At 61.3% G+C, this 17,808-nt stretch carries 13 protein-coding genes; 9 read left to right on the top strand and 4 right to left on the bottom strand.

The genetic code is table 11. From position 1 onward, the window contains the following. Positions 1-10 precede the first annotated feature (10 nt). The 3 genes from J8C01_RS04525 to lptE all read left to right on the top strand — a co-directional run bounded on the left by J8C01_RS04525 (position 11) and on the right by lptE (position 6,039). On the top strand, positions 11-3,733 hold the full coding sequence (locus J8C01_RS04525; protein ID WP_211432532.1) for a DUF6079 family protein: 3,723 nt from the start codon (positions 11-13) through the stop codon (positions 3,731-3,733). A gap of 296 nt (positions 3,734-4,029) precedes the next feature. Then, positions 4,030-5,355, top strand: a complete 1,326-nt coding sequence (gene iscB / locus J8C01_RS04520) for an RNA-guided endonuclease IscB (RefSeq protein ID WP_211432531.1) — start codon at positions 4,030-4,032, stop codon at positions 5,353-5,355. Positions 5,356-5,433: 78 nt separating this feature from the next. After that, positions 5,434-6,039 carry an LPS assembly lipoprotein LptE gene (gene lptE / locus J8C01_RS04515; RefSeq protein WP_187288418.1) on the top strand — a complete coding sequence of 202 codons (606 nt, stop codon included), beginning with the start codon at positions 5,434-5,436 and terminating at the stop codon, positions 6,037-6,039. Positions 6,040-6,074: 35 nt separating this feature from the next. Here lptE and J8C01_RS04510 read toward each other — a convergent pair whose 3' ends face one another. Together J8C01_RS04510 and J8C01_RS04505 are read right to left on the bottom strand one after the other, a co-directional pair. Then, a complete protein-coding gene (locus J8C01_RS04510) occupies positions 6,075-7,202 on the bottom strand; it encodes an alpha/beta hydrolase family protein (protein ID WP_148263938.1) in 1,128 nt (375 codons plus the stop codon). Then, the gene (locus J8C01_RS04505) at positions 7,199-8,011 is read right to left on the bottom strand and encodes a helix-turn-helix domain-containing protein (protein WP_014099413.1); all 813 of its coding nucleotides are present in this window, start codon (positions 8,009-8,011) and stop codon (positions 7,199-7,201) included. The genes J8C01_RS04510 and J8C01_RS04505 overlap by 4 nt, the downstream gene beginning before the upstream one ends. Positions 8,012-8,378: 367 nt before the next feature. Here J8C01_RS04505 and J8C01_RS04500 point away from each other — a divergent pair, with 367 nt between their 5' ends. The 6 genes from J8C01_RS04500 (at position 8,379) to J8C01_RS04475 (ending at position 13,737) form a co-directional block, all read left to right on the top strand. Then, positions 8,379-8,741, top strand: coding sequence for a nitrous oxide reductase accessory protein NosL (locus J8C01_RS04500; RefSeq protein ID WP_256444034.1), 363 nt, complete (start codon positions 8,379-8,381; stop codon positions 8,739-8,741). Between the two features lie 22 nt (positions 8,742-8,763). Beyond that, positions 8,764-9,324, top strand: coding sequence for a Maf family protein (locus J8C01_RS04495; RefSeq protein WP_014099411.1), 561 nt, complete (start codon positions 8,764-8,766; stop codon positions 9,322-9,324). Between the two features lie 264 nt (positions 9,325-9,588). After that, positions 9,589-10,689 carry a hypothetical protein gene (locus tag J8C01_RS04490; RefSeq protein WP_211432529.1) on the top strand — a complete coding sequence of 367 codons (1,101 nt, stop codon included), beginning with the start codon at positions 9,589-9,591 and terminating at the stop codon, positions 10,687-10,689. Beyond that, positions 10,682-11,173: a QcrA and Rieske domain-containing protein gene (locus J8C01_RS04485; RefSeq protein WP_014099409.1), complete on the top strand. Its 492-nt coding sequence runs from the start codon at positions 10,682-10,684 to the stop codon at positions 11,171-11,173. The genes J8C01_RS04490 and J8C01_RS04485 overlap by 8 nt, the downstream gene beginning before the upstream one ends. Beyond that, entirely contained in the window at positions 11,145-12,266 is a 1,122-nt protein-coding gene (locus J8C01_RS04480; RefSeq protein WP_211432528.1) for a cytochrome b, read from the top strand. Before J8C01_RS04485 ends, J8C01_RS04480 begins: the two co-directional genes overlap by 29 nt. A 19-nt stretch (positions 12,267-12,285) precedes the next feature. Beyond that, entirely contained in the window at positions 12,286-13,737 is a 1,452-nt protein-coding gene (locus J8C01_RS04475; RefSeq protein ID WP_211432527.1) for a cytochrome ubiquinol oxidase subunit I, read from the top strand. 364 nt (positions 13,738-14,101) lie between these two features. Here the strand turns inward: J8C01_RS04475 and J8C01_RS04470 are convergent, their stop codons facing one another. Together J8C01_RS04470 and J8C01_RS04465 are read right to left on the bottom strand one after the other, a co-directional pair. Beyond that, complete coding sequence (locus J8C01_RS04470; RefSeq protein WP_041569519.1) at positions 14,102-14,461, bottom strand: ArsR/SmtB family transcription factor; 360 nt, start codon at positions 14,459-14,461, stop codon at positions 14,102-14,104. Positions 14,462-14,472: 11 nt separating this feature from the next. Next, positions 14,473-17,781: an efflux RND transporter permease subunit gene (locus J8C01_RS04465; RefSeq protein ID WP_211432526.1), complete on the bottom strand. Its 3,309-nt coding sequence runs from the start codon at positions 17,779-17,781 to the stop codon at positions 14,473-14,475. Between the last annotated feature and the right edge of the window lie 27 nt (positions 17,782-17,808).

Below are 17,808 nucleotides of genomic sequence, written 5' to 3'. Positions count from 1 at the left end.
GTGAATAACCATGTTACAGAACATCCGCGCCTATCTCGATTATCAGCCAATTGATCCACTGGTGAATTTCCTGGAGGTCAACCCGGAGCGCATCATCCGGTCCTACCACTTCACCTCGGAACTGTCCCGGCTCACGGCGCGGCTCATCGAGGGTATTGCCGCACCCAAAACCTCCGAAGCCGCCCGACTGATTACGGGCCCCCGGGGCGCCGGAAAAAGCCACACGCTGGCCGTGGTGCGGGCCCTGGCCTGTACGCCCAAGACCCGTCATCTCGTGTCCGGCAACCCCCCATTGGCCAATGCGGTCAAGCGCCTCGAAGGCACAACGTTTCTGCCGGTGTACCTCTCCGGTGCCCGACTGCTCAGTGAAGGGATGGATTTTCCCACGCTGCTGCGTACGGCGCTGGCCAACATCCCGGACAGCCCCATTGCGTTTGACGACATGCAGTGGTTTTCCGTCCTCGAAAGCCAGCAGGTTTGTGAACTTCTGGCCAGCAAGCTGTTTCCCGGCATGGCGCTCCTGTTTGTCGTGGATGACATTTCCGATGTCTTCCGCGCGCCCCGGCGGGCCCTGGTGCAGGAAACTCTCGACTGGCTGACGAAACTGGCCGAGAAATCCCGCAGCCTGCCCTTTGCGCTGCTGCTGGCGCTCGATAGCGATGTCACGGCTGCGCATACCGGCACAGCGGCCCGTCTGACAGCGGATTACCAGACGGATACCCTCACGCTGGATAACCTGCGCCGGATCACCGACCAGGCGGTGTTTCGCAAAACCCCCCAGCAACGGGCCGAACTGGCGGCACTCTACCAGGAAACCCTCAAGGCACTTCCGCGCTTTCACTGGAGCGAAGAAGAATTTTGCAGCCTCTACCCGGTTCACCCGGCCGTGCTGGAAGTCGCCCCCGGACTTTCCACTTACTGCGAAAGTTTTTCCCTGTTCAGTTTCATCAACGGGATTATCGGCGGTGCCCTGCGGCGACGGCCGACGCAGCTCATTTCACTCGATGACCTGTTTGACAAGTACGACTTCGAGCTGAAACGCCATCCGACCCTGGCCCGCGCCGTCGCCGTCTATGACTACCTTTCGACAATGCGGCTTCCGGCGCTGAGTTTCGAGCAGCGCATCCCGGCCAAACTCCTGCTCAAGGGCCTGTTTCTCTACTCGCTCGTCGGGCGTTCGGTCAGCGCCGATGAACTCACCAACGCGATGATGCTGGGTGATATTGGCTACAACCAGGCAGCGTTCCTGCTGGATGACCTCTACACCCACAGCGAAGGGCAAATCGTCAAGGAAGGCATCGGGGCAACCTGTCGCTACAGCCTGACCGTCGTCGAGCAGTTTGATCCCGAAGCGCGTCTGAAAGTCGCCCTGGCCGAAACCCCCAACGACGACACCCTTGATGCCCTGCTCGTCACGCTGGGCGGCAGTGCGCTGTTTCACGACTTTCCCTTCACTCTCGATGCCCTGCTGCTCAGCGGCGCAAAATCCTACCGCGACGAGTTAACCGTGCCATGGCGCAACACCGGACGGCGGGGCATCGTCAGCTTTGGGATGCCATCGGAAATCTTCACCAATCCGCCCGTCGGTATCGAACGCAGCGGCGATCTGTTCACACCCTCGGCCATTGTCATTCCGACCGAGGATGAAGCTGACGCCAAGCCGTCCATCATTTACCACTGGGCGGACGAACTCTGCGAATACGACTGGCAACTGTGCATTGAACGCAGCCAGTCGCCGGGCGGACCCGATGGCAGTACGACCACGCCGAGCCTGCTCTACTGGCGGCCGGCGCCTCTTACCGAAGGCGAGGCCGAAGTCCTCAAGTCGTTGTGGATTGCCTACACGCGGGGCGAAGACGTGTTTGGCGATGAAATTGCGGAGCGGGTTGCCGCACTTGAAGCCCAAACCCGCACGCTGTTTCTGCGCCACTACGTCGAAGAGGGCGAACTGCTGTCCGCCAATGGCGACAGTTACCGTCTGGCGCAACTGTTCCCCGGCGGGCTTCCCCGTACGTTCAGCGAGTTTCTCAGCACGGTCATCCGCAAGCCTCTTGACCTCCGGTTTCCGGCCCATCCGGTCTTTCCGGCCCCGCTGACGGAACGCGAGACGAAACGGCTGGTGCTGGGTCTGCTGGGCGGACTGAATCCGACGGACCCCACCGTACAGGAAATGGCGCGGCACTTTGCGCTGCCCTTTCACATTGTCATCGAGCGGGAAGGACTCTACCAGCTCGCCATGGACCGCGACGAGGCGCTGGGCGAACCGTGCATCAGCGAGGTCTTGCGGCTGGTTGAAGCGGCCGGCTCAGATGCCGTCCCGGTTCAGGTGGTGTACCAGACGCTGCGCCGTGAGCCTTATGGATTGCTCGAACCGGCCCAGCAAATCGTCATGATGGCGCTCATCGCCGGCTGGCGCATCGAGCTGGTGGATGTTTCCGGGCTGCGGATTTTCACGGCTGCCGAACTCACCCAGGATGTGAGTTTCCGGCAGTATGGGTCCGTCCGCCGTACGGCGGCGATTACCTACTCGTCAGAAACCCTCTCCGAATGGTGTCGGCTGCTGACCGAACGCTTTGACCTGCCGGATTTGGCTACCGACCGGAAGCAGGTACGGGAAAGTCTGGCGCAGTGGTACCAGAAATGGCTCAACTACCGGTTGACGGAACGGTTTGCGTCCCTGCCGCCAGAAATGCTGACGACGCGCACCTGGCAACTCATCATCACCTGCAAACGCTACTTTGAAACCACGGCGGCGGCTGTCGAAGCCGTATTGTTCGAGCGCATTTCCTTGGAGATGGGGCTGGCGCGCATTGTGGACATTTTTGCCGCCAACCCGACGATCTATCAGCGGGCCGTCATTGACCTGCGCGTTCTGGTCGAGTTTCTTGACTGGCTGCCGTTCTACGTCATGGCCAAGGCATACACGCTCAGCGCCCTGCCTGCAGCCGATGCCGACGCGCGCAATGCGCGGCGTGAGTTGGGTAACTTTTTCGAGCATCCACACCGGCTGCTTGACGAGGACAAACGGTTGCGCTTCGAGCAGGTTTTTGAACGCTTCAAGAAGCATTACATCGAAGACTGTGTGGCCCGCGACGAACAGGCCACGAAACATCTTGACCTCACACCGCTGACGGAGTTTCTGGGCAGCCCGACCTGGCGGCTTTTCGAGACCCTGTCCCGTCTGACCATTGCCGACCGGCAGTATGCTGCCCGTGCCAACCGCATTCTTTCGGACATCAACGCCCGGCGGCGTAACCTGCACCTGCGCGAGTTTCTCGACCACCAACCGCTGGTCAGCGGACTCATCCAGCGCCGGTTCATGCCTCCTCTCTCCAGGCAGCTTGAACAACTCACCACGACGGTCAACCAGGGCATTCAGCACTTTCGCCAGTGTGTGCTGCAAAACCGGAGCCTCATCCAGCAAGGGTTGCGGACGCTGGGCCTTACAGAATCGGAAGAGCGGCTCGTCACGGCGACGCTGGCAGCACTGTCGTCTTCAACTCCGGCAAAGGAACTGGTCATAGCGCCGGAAACCATTGACGCCATCAATGCGGCGCTGGTGGCCGGCAGTCCGGTAGTTCCGGTTCCGGTGCCGCTTCCCTTTACACCGGGAGAATCCGCCACCAAGGCCGATCTGGCGGCCCGGTTTGCCGAGTGGCTGGCCGGACTGCCGGACGACACCGTCATTACCTTTGATGGTCAGGAATCCACCTTGTCAACTACCCCGCCCTGAAGGGCGGAGCTTGTTCACTACTCCGGCCCAAAGGCCGGAGTTTTGGGAGCAAGCCGGGTTGACCAGGAAAAGCGGTATCCAACCCGCTACGTTTGCAACAGGTCGTCAAGACCCACTCCGGGATGCTTCCTCAGTCCCGGACACTGGAAGGTGGGGATCATGCTGGTGAAAGGTAAAGCGCCGAAGGTTCTCATCGCTTCCGCAAGGAAGGAGCCGGTTGCAGACATTTCCGAGGGGAGATGGGCAGAAATGCCCGCGTTACAAGGCCCGTAAGGGCGGTTTGAAAGGAGTTGAACTTGGCAGTTTTCGTGTTGGATCGCAGGAAAAAACCGCTGATGCCGTGCTCGGAGAAGCGGGCGCGGCTGCTGTTGGAACGTGGGCGGGCGCGGGTGCATCGGCTGGTGCCATTCACCATCCGGCTGCTCGATCGTGAGCAGGAAGATTGCGCCCTGCAACCCGTGCGGCTCAAGCTCGATCCCGGCAGCAGGGCAACGGGTGTGGCCCTGGTTCGAGAGTCGCAAGAGGTCGGTGCCAACACGGGCGAAGTGCAGCGCAGCGCCCACGTGCTGTTCCTGGCTGAGCTCGTTCACCGCGGGCACGCGATCCGCGCTGCACTCAGACGGCGCGCGGCGTTTCGTCGGCGTCGGCGCTGCGCGAACCTGCGCCACCGCCAGTCCCGCTTCGATAACCGAACCCGGCGGAATGGTTGGCTGCCGCCCAGCCTGCAACACCGCGTGGACACGATCTGGGTGCGGCGGCTGTGCCGCTGGGCGCCGGTTTCGTCACTGTCGCAGGAACTGGTGCGGTTCGACACCCAGGCGCTGCAAAACCCGGAAATCTCCGGCATCGAGTACCAGCAAGGAACATTGGCTGGCTGCGAAGTGCGGGAGTATCTGTTGGAGAAGTGGGGTCGCAAGTGCGCCTACTGCGATGCAGAAAACGTGCCGCTGGAGATCGATCACATTCATCCGCGCTCAAAGGGCGGAAGTGACCGCGTGAGCAATCTGACGCTGGCCTGTCATCGTTGCAACCGGCGCAAGGGCGCGCAAGGCATTGAGGATTTTCTGGCGAAAGACCCGAAGCGACTGGCCCGCATCGAGGCCCAGCGAAAAGCGCCGTTGCGCGATGCGGCTGCCGTCAACAGCACGCGATGGGAACTGTGGCGCCGCCTGACGGCCACAGCCCTGCCGGTCGAGGCTGGAACGGGCGGGCGGACGAAGTGGAACCGACATCGGCTCAACCTTCCAAAGGCGCATGCGCTGGATGCAGCCTGTGTGGGCGAAGTCCACGCTGTTACCAACTGGCGGGTTCCGACGCTGAACATCCAGTGCACAGGACGCGGGAGCTATCAACGCACGCGCCTGACGAAGCATGGGTTTCCACGCGGAGACCTGACCCGCAGCAAGAGTGCATTCGGGTTTCAGACCGGGGACCTGGTGCGTGTGGTCGTGACGACCGGCAAAAAGGCAGGCAACTACCTGGGTCGTGTCGCCATTCGAGCCAGCGGCAGTTTCAACATCCAGTCCGCAACCGGGCTGGTACAAGGCATCCATCACCGATTTTGCACACTGCTCCAGCGTGCAGACGGGTATGGATATTCGTGGACAAGGATAGCCATCTGAAGAAAGAAGATGCGGGAACAGGGCGGCTTGCGCCGCCGCGCTATCCCTCCCCGGCCTGAAGGCCGGGGTCTCCCGCGCATGAGGATGACACGCTTCACCGTCCCAAACCGCCCAACATCCACCGAATATGCCACCGTCCGTCTTCAGCCAGTCCGCTGGTGGGGCCGGCCGCTGGTGGTCTGGCTTTTGCTGTTGGGCTGTGTCGGGGCGGGCCCCTGCGGCTACCGCCGGCTGGACGCCGGGGGCGCTTTTCCGCCGGAAGTCAAAACCCTTGCGGTTCTGCCTTTTACCAACCAAACCCTGCGTTACCGCATCGAGCAACGGTTCACCCAGGCCGTCATTGAGGAAATCCTGCGTCGCCGCCTGCCTGTTGTTCTGACCAACAAGCCGGAGCAGTCCGACGCGGTGCTGTCCGGCGACATCCTCGCGGTGACGACCGGCCAGGCGCTGGTGGACAATCGCGGCACGGTGCGGCTGTTTCAGGTGGCCATCCGGTCGCGTGTCACCCTCCGCGACCAGACCCGCAACCGGGTGCTGTTTGACCAACCCAACCTCGAATTTCGCGGCGAATACGAGTTTTCTTCCGATCCACGCTCGTTCTTCAACGAAGAAGACCCGGCGGTGGAACGTCTGGCCCGCGATTTTGCGCGCAGTGTCGTCACCACCATGCTGGAACGGTTCTGAACGCGGTTCTGAACGGCCGGGGCGGCGGCGCAACCTCAGCGGAGGCGATGCGCCAACTCCAGAAATTCGCGCAGAAACTGTGCCACTTCGAGCTTTTCGGCCGGCGTGGCCGTGGCGGCCACTTCCACATGCCCAACGGCCGGGCTGATCAGAACGCGGCAACGCCCCTGCAGTCCCCGCGCCAGCCACTGGGTTTCGGAACAGGGCACGACGGCATCGTGCGCCCCATGCACGAGAAACACCGGACACCGCACCCGGGCCAGCACATCATGCGGAGAAACGCTGCGCAGCGCCGCGCGCCGCTGTGCGAGCTGCCGCCGCAGCACCGGCAGGACGGCTGTATTGTTGCCATTCCATAGTGCCTGCAGGGTGGCTTTTCCCTCCGACGACATGCGTTCTGCCTGCTCACGGGCTTTGTCCGTCTCCCCCCACAGCCAGTACCGCAGGGCCACCCGTCCGGGTTCGACCTCCGCCGGCGCAAACAGCGCAGCAGCATATTCATAGGCAAACAGCAGGACGCCATAGGGATCGGCCGGCAGCCGGAGCAGCTCGCCGCCGGGCGTCGGGATTTCATTCGTCAGCAGGAAGTTAGCCACCCGCTCCAGATCGTCGTGGGCGCCGACGGCCAGAACATAGCCAATGCTGGGAGCAAAGCGCGGGTCAGCGGCTGTCACCAGGCAGAGTCCGCCGGCAAAGGACAGTCCCATAACGCCTACCCGCCGGCGGGTCTGCCGGTGGAGCGCCTCCGCCGACCACCCAATCAGCTCCACGGCGCTTTTTTCAATGCGGTAATCGGCCAGCGAAGGCACATGGGGCGTCAGCACCAGCAAGCCCGTCGCCGCCAGCGACTGCGCAAAGGCTTTCAAACGGGCTTCATCCATGCCGTCTTTGTGAATGCCATGCACCAGCACGAGCGCTGGGGCATTGGACAGCCCTTCAGGCCGGTACAGGCGTGCCCGCACGGGACCTGACCGGGTGGGGAACGTCGTCGCCTCGGAGACGACCGGGTATCTGGCGAGCCAGGTGAGGTCCTGATGGACAGCGCAACAGACCACCGCTGCCCGTGCATCACCGGTTCCCCACACCAGACTCCACCAGCACAGATGGATGAACCAGCACAGGCCCCTTCGCAACGTGTCGCGTCCCGCGTGTGAACGGATCATCGCAGGTCAGCAGCCGGGTTGAGCTGTCCCATCAATCCGGTTTCGACAGTACTCGGTGTGATGACGGCGCGCTTGACCGTAATGCCATCCCGTGAGGGGAGTTCGAGGGAGCGACCATTGACCGTCACCGACACGAACTGCCGGGCACCGAGCGACAGCACGATTTTTTCCTTGGCGCGATAAAGCCGTACGTCATCCGGCAGCAGGATGAATTCCTCCTGCTTGCCGCCGTCCACCTGGATTCTGGTCCAGCACTTTCCCGTGGCACGCAGTTCCAAAACCAATTCGTCCGTTGGCGGCGGCAACGCCGGGTCGGGAGGTGAAGCCGGTGTGGTCGTAGCGACTGGAGGCGGCTCGGCGCTTGGGGTGGGCGGTGCCTGGGGCGAAGAAGTCTTCTGCGACGAAAGTAGCGGATGGCTGAGGAACTTCCACCAGCCGGGAAAAGCATACGAAGTCCCGGCAACGACAATGACCACTATGGAGAGGGTCAACGTCAGCAACAGGGCATTGCCGGTTTTGGGTGACGGAAGAAACTCCGGCGTGCGGCTGACTTCCTCATCCGTCGGAATTCGTGGACTGCCCGACTGCCGTTCATAAAGCTGCAGGGCACGGGCCTCGTCATAACCAATTGCCCGTGCGAACTGACGGATGAAAGACCGGTTGTACAGTTCGCCCGGTAACTCCCGGTAGTCATCGCGCTCAATGGCATGCAAAAAACGGATGGCAATGTTTGTCACCTGTGAGATTTCTTCGAGTGACTTGCCACGCGCTTCGCGTTGCTGCCTGAGTTCCTGCCCTAGCGTTGCCATGGCGGAGTCCTGCTCTGGGCTTGGAAAGCTAAGTGCCGGGCTTTTTTGGCGCAAGCATTTGTGTCATTTAAGCGAATCATGCCCCTGATTACGCCTATTCTCAGTGATGGTAGTCATGCGGCGCGGCGACTGTCAAATCAGCCGTCACCCAGGCAGCCGATGCGTTGCAGTCACTTTGAACCAAGGAGCTACGTCATGAAGCCTGACGGAACAACGGACAAGACACGCCGCCACCTGTTGCAAACCCTTCCCGTCCTGCTGGGCCTGTTGCTGACCGGTTGCCAACCGGGCTCCCCCCCCCAGCCAGCCAGCAGCGGCTCAGCCAACGGCGCGCCCGGATAACAAACCGTCACCACCTGCCTGCCCCATCTGTGGTATGCCGGTCATCCGGGAGGAAAGCGAAAACTTCTTTGAAGCGACCATCCCCAATCAACCCCCTGTCCTGCTTTGTTCGGCCGTGTGCGCGGTTGTTTACACCGACCGCCATCCCGAAGTGACGCGCCTAGACGTGTTCGACTACCAGCGCCACACCCTCGTCCCGGCCCAGACGGCATTTCACCTCTACGAATCCAAGCTTGAAGTTCGGGCAGCCATGCCCCCCGTCACAGCGTCCTTTGCGGTTCGGGATGACGCCGAAGCGGCCCGGAAGGCCCACGGCGGACGGATCCTGACTTGGGAAGAACTGCGGCGTGCCATTCGTCAGACCAACTACTACAAAACCTCTCCCTAACAACGTTTTCCCGATGCATCCCATGAAGCTTATTCTGGCTTCGGCTTCTCCCCGGCGCATCGAGTTACTCACGCTGGCGGGCTATACGTTTGAAGTCTGTCCCACCGACGCTGATGAGACGCCGGACCCACGGGAGACCCCGGCGGAGTACGTCCAGCGGGTAGCCTTGGCCAAGGCCAAAGCCGTGAATATCTCCGAACCGGCGCTCATCCTGGGCGCGGATACCACGGTTGTTCTTGATGGGCAGCTTCTGGGAAAGCCAGCCGATGCGGCCGAGGCAGCGCAGATGCTCCGCCGCCTGAGCGGACGGCAACACGAAGTCCTGACCGGCGTGGCTCTGCGCCGGACGCCGGATGAACGGTGCCTCGTCACCTACGAACGCACCATTGTAACCTTTGACGACCTCTCCGAAGACTGGATTGCGGATTACATCGCCTCCGGTGAACCCTTCGGCAAGGCTGGCGCTTACGCCATCCAGGGACGGGCTGGCACCCGCATTACCCACATCGAAGGCAACTACCAGAATGTCGTCGGGCTGCCGGTCAGCACGGTCAACCGGCTGCTGGCGGCGTTGCACTGCTGAAACGACACACCTGAATCAGCCTACACTTCCGGCGGCCATTCCTCCGCTCGATCCACAGCCAGAGCAGATTACCGTTTTGCCGCACATTTTTCCAGGCAACAGCCAGAAGAAGCGGCTTTGATTTTTTTGACCCAGCACAGCCTGAATTGTACGTTGGTTCACGGAAGGTCATCCCCCCTTGCTGTCGCGGCAGCCTTCACCCTCTATGTATTCGCAGGTGAACGTCCCCAAGCGTTCTTCCTCTGTCTGTCGAGGAGACACTGCATGCCGTTTCCAACGCTTGATCCCATCCCCCTGCCGGCCCCGGTATGGCTGTTCAAGGTACTGCACATCGTCACCCTGTCACTGCATTTTGTGACGATTTACCTCATGGTCGGCGGCCTGACGCTGGCTGCGCTGTGGAACTTCCGCAGCCGAAACGACGCTGACACCCCGCTGTATGGCGCTTCGGCCGATCTGGCCCGCCGGCTGCCCGTGGTGATGACCTACCTGGTCAACCTGGGTATCCCGCCGTTGCTGTTTGCGCAGGTTTTGTATGGGCGCGCCCTTTACACAAGCAGCATTCTCATTGGTGTTTACTGGCTGGCCGTCATTTTTATTCTTACGGCAGCTTACTACCTGCTCTATGTAGCGGCCCGCCGGGCGGACCAGCGGCGCACCTTCTGGTGGTTGAGCCTGCTGTCACTGGTTGGTGTGACCTACATCGGACGCATCTACGCCACCAACCTCACCCTGATGCTCCGGCCCGAGGTCTGGCTGGAGCTGTACCGCGCTGACCCGCTTGGTGCGCAGCTCCCGACCGGCGACCCGACGACGCTGCCCCGTTTCCTCTTCATGATGCTGACGTCCTTTGCCGTCACTGGCGCGGCGCTGCTGGTGCTGGCGCAGTTTGGCCAGGCTGAAACGGATGTCCGGGCACTGCTCCACCGTTGGGGAAGCTGGCTTGCCGGGCTGGGTGGACTGCTGGCGATAGGTACAGGCGTTTGGGTTCATGCGACCCAACCGGCGGTTGTCAAAGCCGCCCTGGCTGACCATGCCTTTTACGCCTGGAGCCTGCCGGGCTTTCTGGCCTGTGCCGGACTGTTGGCCCTGTTTGGGTTCCTGTCCTTGAAAGTAACGGGTTGGATACCTGCCATTGGCGCGGCCGCCACCGGCTTCCTGGCCACGGTCATGGCGGTCATCGCCCGGGATGGAATTCGTGACCTGACCCTGCTCGCCAAGGGTTTTGATGTCTGGCAGCAGCCGGTCGCCGCCAACTGGCAAGTCGTCGTGCTCTTTCTTGTGCTGTTCGTCGCCGGACTTGGCGCGATTGGATGGATGATCCACGTACTGGCCAAAGCCAAAGGAGTTGCCCGCCATGCCTGATGTGCCTGCCACGGAACACACCCTGGAACAGACTGAAGTCACCACGGATGCCACCCGCCGTACCTTTGTCGCCCTTGGCATCGGGGCGCTGGGCGCCTGTTATGCCGGACTTATCGGCTATCCGGTGTACCAGTATCTCGCCACACCGGCCCGCAAGGCCGCCGCTCAAGGGGCGGTGACGCAGGCCGTCCTAGATGGGGCAGACAAACTTCCGCCGGGTTCTTCCCTGATGTTCAAGTTCGGAACGACGCCCGCCATGCTCATTCACCACACGGACGGCAGTTGGGTCGCGCTGGGCGCGGTCTGTACGCATTTGGCCTGTACGGTGAGTTATGAACCGGAACAATCCCGGATTTACTGCGCCTGCCACGGCGGAGTGTATGACCCGAAGACGGGCCAGAACGTCGCCGGCCCGCCCCCCAAACCCCTGACCCGCTACAGTGTGGAGGTTCAAGATGGACGCATCGTGGTCACCAAAGCCTGATGTGGCGCGCTCCCGCTCGCTCGCCACCGCCGTTTACGAGTGGGTGGACGAACGGCTGGGACTGGAAGAAATCCTGGCACTGGCGCGCAAGAAAACCGTCCCCGACCACAAGCATTCGTTTTGGTACTACTGGGGCGGCATTTCCCTGTTTTTCTTCTTCGTACAGGTTTTCAGCGGCGTCCTGCTGCTGGTCTATTACCGGCCCGGCGCGGAGGCGTATGAATCCGTCCGCCAGATTACCTACGACATCCAGTTCGGGTGGCTCATCCGCTCGGCGCACTCATGGTCGGCGAACCTCATGGTGTTTGCCGTCTTCGTGCACATGTTTTCAGTCTATTTCATGAAGGCCTACCGCAAGCCCCGTGAGTTTGGCTGGTGGAGCGGCATGGCCCTGCTGGCCCTGACGCTGCTGTTTGGCTTCAGCGGCTACCTGCTCCCGATGGATGACCTGGCCTACTTTGCCACCAAAGTCGGGCTGGAAATCCCGGCCGCCCTGCCGCTGGTGGGCACCTTCCTGACGGACATCGTACGCGGCGGCCCCGAAGTGAGCGAAACGACCATCCAGCGGTTCTTTGCCCTGCACGTCGTCATCCTGCCGCTCATCTACCTGCCCATCCTGGCCTTTCACCTGTGGCTCGTGCAGAAGCACGGGAATGCCCTGCCGCCCAGTGAAGAAGCCAAACCGGAAAGCGAACGGCGGACGATTCCTTTCTTCCCCGATTTCTTCTCGCTCGATTTGGGCATGTGGCTCATTGCCCTCAATGTGCTTTCGATTCTGGCGTCGCTGTACCCGTGGCAGTTGGGGCCGCAGGCCGACCCGCTGGCCCCAGCGCCGGTGGGCATTCACCCGGAATGGTACTTCATGAGCCAGTTTCAGGTGCTCAAGGTCTTTGGGCGCTGGTTTCCCGGTGCAGCCGGTGAGGCGCTGGGCATTTCCCTCTTTACCCTCGCCATTGTCATCTGGGCCGCGATTCCACTGTTTGACACCCGCACCGCCGGCGGACGGCGGGCGCAGATTGCGACGTATTTTGGCTACTTTGCCCTGCTGGGCATGATTGTCTTCAGCATCTGGGGCTATCTCGACCTCAAGTAACCCCTTGGAGCCTTGCGTTATGAACTATCCGTTCTGGGATGTTCCCCTCATCGGTAGCGGTTGGGTCATCGGACTCATTGCCATCTTCCACGTCATGATTTCGCACTTCGCCGTGGGCGGGGGCTTCTACCTGCCGATGGCCGAAGCCAAGGCGCTGCGGGAAGGCCGCGAAGACTGGCTGCGCGCGCTGCGCGACCATGCCCGGTTCTTCATCATTCTGACCGGTGTATTTGGTGCAATGTCGGGCGTGGGCATCTGGTTTGCCATCGGGCTGGCACACCCGGAGTCCACCAGCACGCTCATCCACAACTTTGTTTTCGGTTGGGCGATTGAGTGGGTGTTCTTCATCGTCGAGCTGACCGCGGCCGCCGTGTACTACTACGGCTGGGACAAGCTTCCCCGCCGCACCCACCTCATCGTAGGCTGGATTTATGCCTTCTGCGCGTGGATGAGTCTGGTCATCATCAACGGCATTCTGACCTTCATGCTCACGCCCGGCGCGAGCTGGCTTGGTGCTGCCGGCACGGGACAGGAAGCGGCCTATTTCTGGCAGGCGTTTTTCAACCCGACCTACTTCCCCAGCCTCGTGCTGCGGACGCTGGTGTGCATCTCCATGGCTGGGGTGTATGCCCTCATCACCGCCAGCCGGATTGATCCAATTGCCGAACCGCAGCTCAAGGATGAACTCATCCGTTGGTCTGCCAAGTGGCTCCTGCCATCGTTCATCCTCGTGCCGGTCTGCTTCTTCTGGTACTTGGCCAGTGTGCCGGAATCCCAGCGCGCCCTGCTGAACTTGGGGATTTCCACCATCGGACAGGGCACGTTCACGCAGGTAACGCGCGCCGCCACGGTCGTTGTCATGACCTCGGCGACGATTCTGGCCTTTGTGTACTTTTCGGCCTGGCGCAACTCACGGCACTTCAACCTGGGACGCGCGCTGTGTGTCCTGTTTCTGGCCTTTGCCGCCACGGCCTCGGCCGAGCACTCGCGGGAAATGCTGCGCAAGCCGTTTGTCATTGGCGAGCACATGTACTCAAACGGCATCCGCAAGCAGGAAGTCGAGCGCTTCAACCGCGAAGGCTATCTGGCGAATTCGATGTGGCTGAAAACCGATGTGCCACCGGTCTCCCTGCGGCGGGTGTCCTTTGGACGTGAGATTGGGCCGGAGACGACGGCCAACCTGGCGCGGGGTGAACTCATGTTTCGCGGGCAGTGTCTGGCGTGCCATACGGTCGAGGGCTACCGCCCGATGGCGCGTCTGCTTCAGGGCCGCGACCGGCAGGCTATTATGGCCTTTCTGAAAACGCTTCACGAAAACAAGCCGGATTCACCCTACCGGAGCTACATGCCGCCGCTGGTCGGGACGCCGGATGAGATTGAGGCCTTGGCGGACTACCTCGATGCCATCCTCAACCACAACGTCAAAACCCGCTCCGGCCACATTGCCCAGGCCGGCAAAACCAACTTCTGACGCAATACCGAAGCCGTTGCCCTGTGACTTCAGCCACCGGTGGGCCGCCTTGGCCCACCAGCTTTTTACTGTGAACCGAAGCAACCCAGCTTTTCCTGAACATCTGTAGCTCACAAGGTAGGCAGCTTTCAGCTACGTAGCCAGAGTTTTCCTTTCATCCAAGGAAACTGCACGGCGTGCAAATCGCTGTCCACCGAGAGGGTTACAAGTGAAGTGCTGACGACCACCCCGAACGCAAAGGTCGAGCGGACAGCCAAGGCCGTTCGACCGTCAACCCGACCTCGAAATTAACCTGGGAATTTCTGTTGAAAGCCGGTGAAGAAATCACCCTGACCTACCGCTACAGGGAAGCAAACCAGGTTGATCACGCCGCGGGGACGTTGGCACTCGCAGCCAGCGCCGCCTGCCGCGCCTGCAACTGGGCTTCGATACCGGCACACACCAGTTCGCACAGGGCAAAGATGCTCTCGTCGGCGATGCGGTACCGCACGCTCGTCCCGTCCCGGCGGCGGGCGACCATGCCAGCTTCAAGCAACTGCATCAGGTGCTTGGAAACATTGGCCTGGCCGTAGCCTGTCTCGGCGACGATTTCCGTCACGTTCAGTTCCCCATGCTCCCGCAGGAGGTTGAGCAACTTCAGGCGTGTCGGTTCGGACAACACACGAAAGCGGGCCGCTACCAGTTCCAGGGCTTCGTCACTCAAACGGTGGGAGGAGATTGGCATAAACGTCACCACTAGGATTTCAAGGCAGTTTCAACTTCAACCACGTCGGCTACGGGCGCTTCCGTACGGCCCTCCGGTGATGTGCCATCCGGTGACGGTGGCGCCGCTGCCGGCCGCGGGCGGTGCGCAAGATAATATAGCGTTGGAACAGCCAAACGTGACAGGAACAGGCTGGCAATTTCGCCTGAAATCAGCGCCAGCGCCAAGCCCTGAAAAATCGGATCGAGAAGGATGATCCCGGCCCCGACAATCACGGCCGCAGCCGTCAACACCATCGGACGGAAACGGACAGCGCCGGCATCAATCACCGCTTCTTCCAGCGGCATCCCCTCCGCCAGCCGCAACTCGATAAAGTCCACCAGAATAATCGAGTTGCGCACCACGATGCCGGCTCCGGCAATGAAGCCAATCATCGAGGTTGCCGTGAAAAACACTCCAAAGGCGGCATGGGCCGGCAAAATCCCGACCAGCGAAAAGGGAATCGCAGCCATGATGACCAGCGGCGTGATGAAGGAATCGAACCAACCCACTGTCAGTACATAGATGAGCACCAGTACGACGGCAAACGCCAGCCCCAGGTCACGGAAGACTTCATAAGTGATGTGCCACTCGCCATCCCATTTCATGGCATACCGGGCGTCGCTTTCCGGCTGGCGGGCAACGTAGCGCTCCATCACGGTTCCGTCCGGCAGCTTGAGTTCGTCCAGCGCCGCGTTGAGTTTGAGAATGGCATACACCGGGCTTTCCGTCCGCCCACCGGTGTCGCCAGTGACATACACCACCGGCATCAGATTCTTGTGATACAGCGGAGGCTCGGCCAGTCCATCCTCACGCCGCACGAGTTCCCCAATCGCCACACCACTTCCCTGCCGGCCGGACAGGCGCAGGCGCGCCAAGGCATCAGCATCCGACCGGAAGGCACGGGGGGTCTCCAACACAATCGGGGTTGGTTCGCGCTCGGTCGGGAGATGAGCCAGACCGATGACCCGCTTGCTCAGCGCCCACTCCAGCGTACCCAACACGTCCTGCTCCAAAACGCCATGCCAGGCGAGACGCTCACGGTCAAGCCGAAAAACGGTTTGGGGCTGCGGCTCGACACCGTACCAGTCCACATCCACAACGCCCTCGGTTCGCTCAAAAACCGTCCGCACTTCACGGGCAATGCGCTCCCGTTCAGCGTCATTCGGGCCATAGATTTCGGCAACCAGTGTGGAAAGCACCGGCGGGCCTGGCGGCACCTCGGCGACCTTGATGCGCGCACCGTACTTTTCCGCCAGTGCCGTCAGCCCCGGACGCACCTGCTTGGCAATGTCATGCGATTTGGCCGCACGGTTGTGCCGGTCTGTCAGGTTGACCTGCAAATCAGCCACCAGCGGCCCGCGCCGTAAAAAGTAATGCCGCACCAACCCATTGAAGTTGTAGGGCGCGGCCGTCCCGACGTAGGACTGGACATCACGCACATCGGACTGGGTCAGCAGGTAATCGGTCAACTCACGCGCCAGCGCACCGGTACGCTCCAGCGGTGTGCCTTCCGGCATGTCCACGATGACTTGAAACTCCGACTTGTCATCAAAGGGCAGCATCTTGACGATGACGGCCTTGAGCGGCACCAGCAGGAGAGCGATGAGAAGCAATCCGACGATACCGCCCAGAAACGACCACTGCCATTTCGGCTCGTAAATGATGCGCTTCATAACGCGCCGGTAAAGCCGCGTCATGAAGCCTTCTGGTTCGTCTCCATGTTCGCCATCTCCTGTGTGGCTGTCCCCGGAAGAGGCCTTGCGGGAAAGAATCCGGTAAGCGGCCCAGGGCGTAACCACAAAAGCCACCAGCATTGAAAAGGCCATTGCTGCCGAAGCCCCAATCGGAATCGGGCGCATGTAGGGCCCCATCAGTCCGCCGACAAATGCCATGGGCAAAATGGCAGCCATCACGGCCAGCGTCGCCAGAATGAGCGGTGAACGCACTTCGTTGACGGCTTCCACCGTGATGTCCAGCGCCGACCGCCGGCGATTTTTGGCCATGCGCGCATGACGCACGATGTTTTCGACATCCACGATGGGGTCATCCACCAGAATCCCAATTGAGAAAATCAGGGCAAACAGTGTGATGCGGTTGAGTGTAAAGCCCAGCCAGTAAAAGGTAGCCAGCGTCAGCGCCAGCGTGACCGGAATGGCAACGCCGACAATCCACGATTCACGCCAGCCAAGCATGAAGCCAATGAGCACCATAACGGAAACGACAGCAATGAACATGTGGAACAGCAGCTCATTGGATTTCTCGGCTGCGGTCACACCATAGTTGCGCGTCACCGTCATGTGTACATCGGAAGGGATAACATCCCCTTGGCGTGCCTCAACCCGCTTGAGGATTTCATCGGCCAGTTGTGTCGCATTGACCCCCTTCCGCTTGGAGATGGAAAGTGTCACAGCCGGATATTCACCGATGGGCTGCCCGGTCGTCTCGTCACGTGCTGCATGACGCACAAAGTGCGTCATTTCCTCAGCGCCATCCTGAATGTCGGCAACATCGCGCAGGCGAATCCACCGCTCCGGGCTTCCGCCGACGACAATCTCTCCCAGGGCCGCCGCACTGTCCACGGTAGCTGTGGCGATGACAACGCGCGCTTTGTCGTCACGGGCCACTTCGGAAGGCGAAAGCCCCCGGTTGGCAGCCGCAAGGCGCGCTGCCAGTGCATCAGCCGTCAGGCCGTAGGCCTCCATGCGCGCCGGATCAACGATGATCCGAAACTGCCGCCGCGCTCCGCCAATGACCTGGGTTTCAGAAACGTCCGGCGTCTGCTTGACGATGTTTTCCACTTCGGTCGCAACGCGCCGCAGGGCGAGATCGTCCTGGGTGGCGCTCCAGAAGGTCAGTGCCAGGATGGGCACGTCATCTATTGAACGGGCCACCACCTGTGGCGGCGTCGCTTCTGGTGGCAGGGCAGCAGCATTGGCATCGAGCTGCCGGCGCAGCCGGACGAGAGCATCCTCTTCCGGCACACCCACGAAAAACCGGACGACTACCAGGGTCTCGCCGGGCGTTGTTGTCGAATAGACATACTCCACACCGGGAATGGACCACGCCAGCCGCTCCAGCGGCGTTGTCAGCCGCTGCTCGGTCTCCTTCGCCGAGGCTCCGGGCAGACGGCTCATAACATCAATCATCGGAACGACAATCTGTGGCTCTTCCTCGCGTGGCAACGCCCACACGGCCGCCAATCCGACCAGCACCGAGGCCAGAATGACCAGTGGCGTCAGCCTGGACAGAATGAAAAAGCGCACGATGCGCGACATGAGATTGTCCGTTTCAGCCGACATAACAAACTCCACTTCCGTCGCAGGAAC

The organism is Chloracidobacterium sp. D (genome assembly GCF_018304685.1).
GTDB classification, from domain to species: Bacteria; Acidobacteriota; Blastocatellia; order Chloracidobacteriales; family Chloracidobacteriaceae; genus Chloracidobacterium; species Chloracidobacterium thermophilum.
This window is presented reverse-complemented; position numbering and strand designations above follow the sequence as displayed.

Bases quoted from the DNA above. Each gene is read 5' to 3' on its own strand.
- J8C01_RS04465 (WP_211432526.1), bottom strand. From the start codon at position 17,781: ATGTCGGCTGAAACGGACAATCTCATGTCGCGCATCGTGCGCTTTTTC.
- J8C01_RS04490 (WP_211432529.1), top strand. From the start codon at position 9,589: ATGCCGTTTCCAACGCTTGATCCCATCCCCCTGCCGGCCCCGGTATGG.
- J8C01_RS04510 (WP_148263938.1), bottom strand. From the start codon at position 7,202: ATGATCCGTTCACACGCGGGACGCGACACGTTGCGAAGGGGCCTGTGC.
- lptE (WP_187288418.1), top strand. From the start codon at position 5,434: ATGAGGATGACACGCTTCACCGTCCCAAACCGCCCAACATCCACCGAA.
- J8C01_RS04470 (WP_041569519.1), bottom strand. From the start codon at position 14,461: ATGCCAATCTCCTCCCACCGTTTGAGTGACGAAGCCCTGGAACTGGTA.
- J8C01_RS04495 (WP_014099411.1), top strand. From the start codon at position 8,764: ATGAAGCTTATTCTGGCTTCGGCTTCTCCCCGGCGCATCGAGTTACTC.
- J8C01_RS04525 (WP_211432532.1), top strand. From the start codon at position 11: ATGTTACAGAACATCCGCGCCTATCTCGATTATCAGCCAATTGATCCA.
- J8C01_RS04485 (WP_014099409.1), top strand. From the start codon at position 10,682: ATGCCTGATGTGCCTGCCACGGAACACACCCTGGAACAGACTGAAGTC.
- J8C01_RS04480 (WP_211432528.1), top strand. From the start codon at position 11,145: ATGGACGCATCGTGGTCACCAAAGCCTGATGTGGCGCGCTCCCGCTCG.
- J8C01_RS04505 (WP_014099413.1), bottom strand. From the start codon at position 8,011: ATGGCAACGCTAGGGCAGGAACTCAGGCAGCAACGCGAAGCGCGTGGC.
- J8C01_RS04475 (WP_211432527.1), top strand. From the start codon at position 12,286: ATGAACTATCCGTTCTGGGATGTTCCCCTCATCGGTAGCGGTTGGGTC.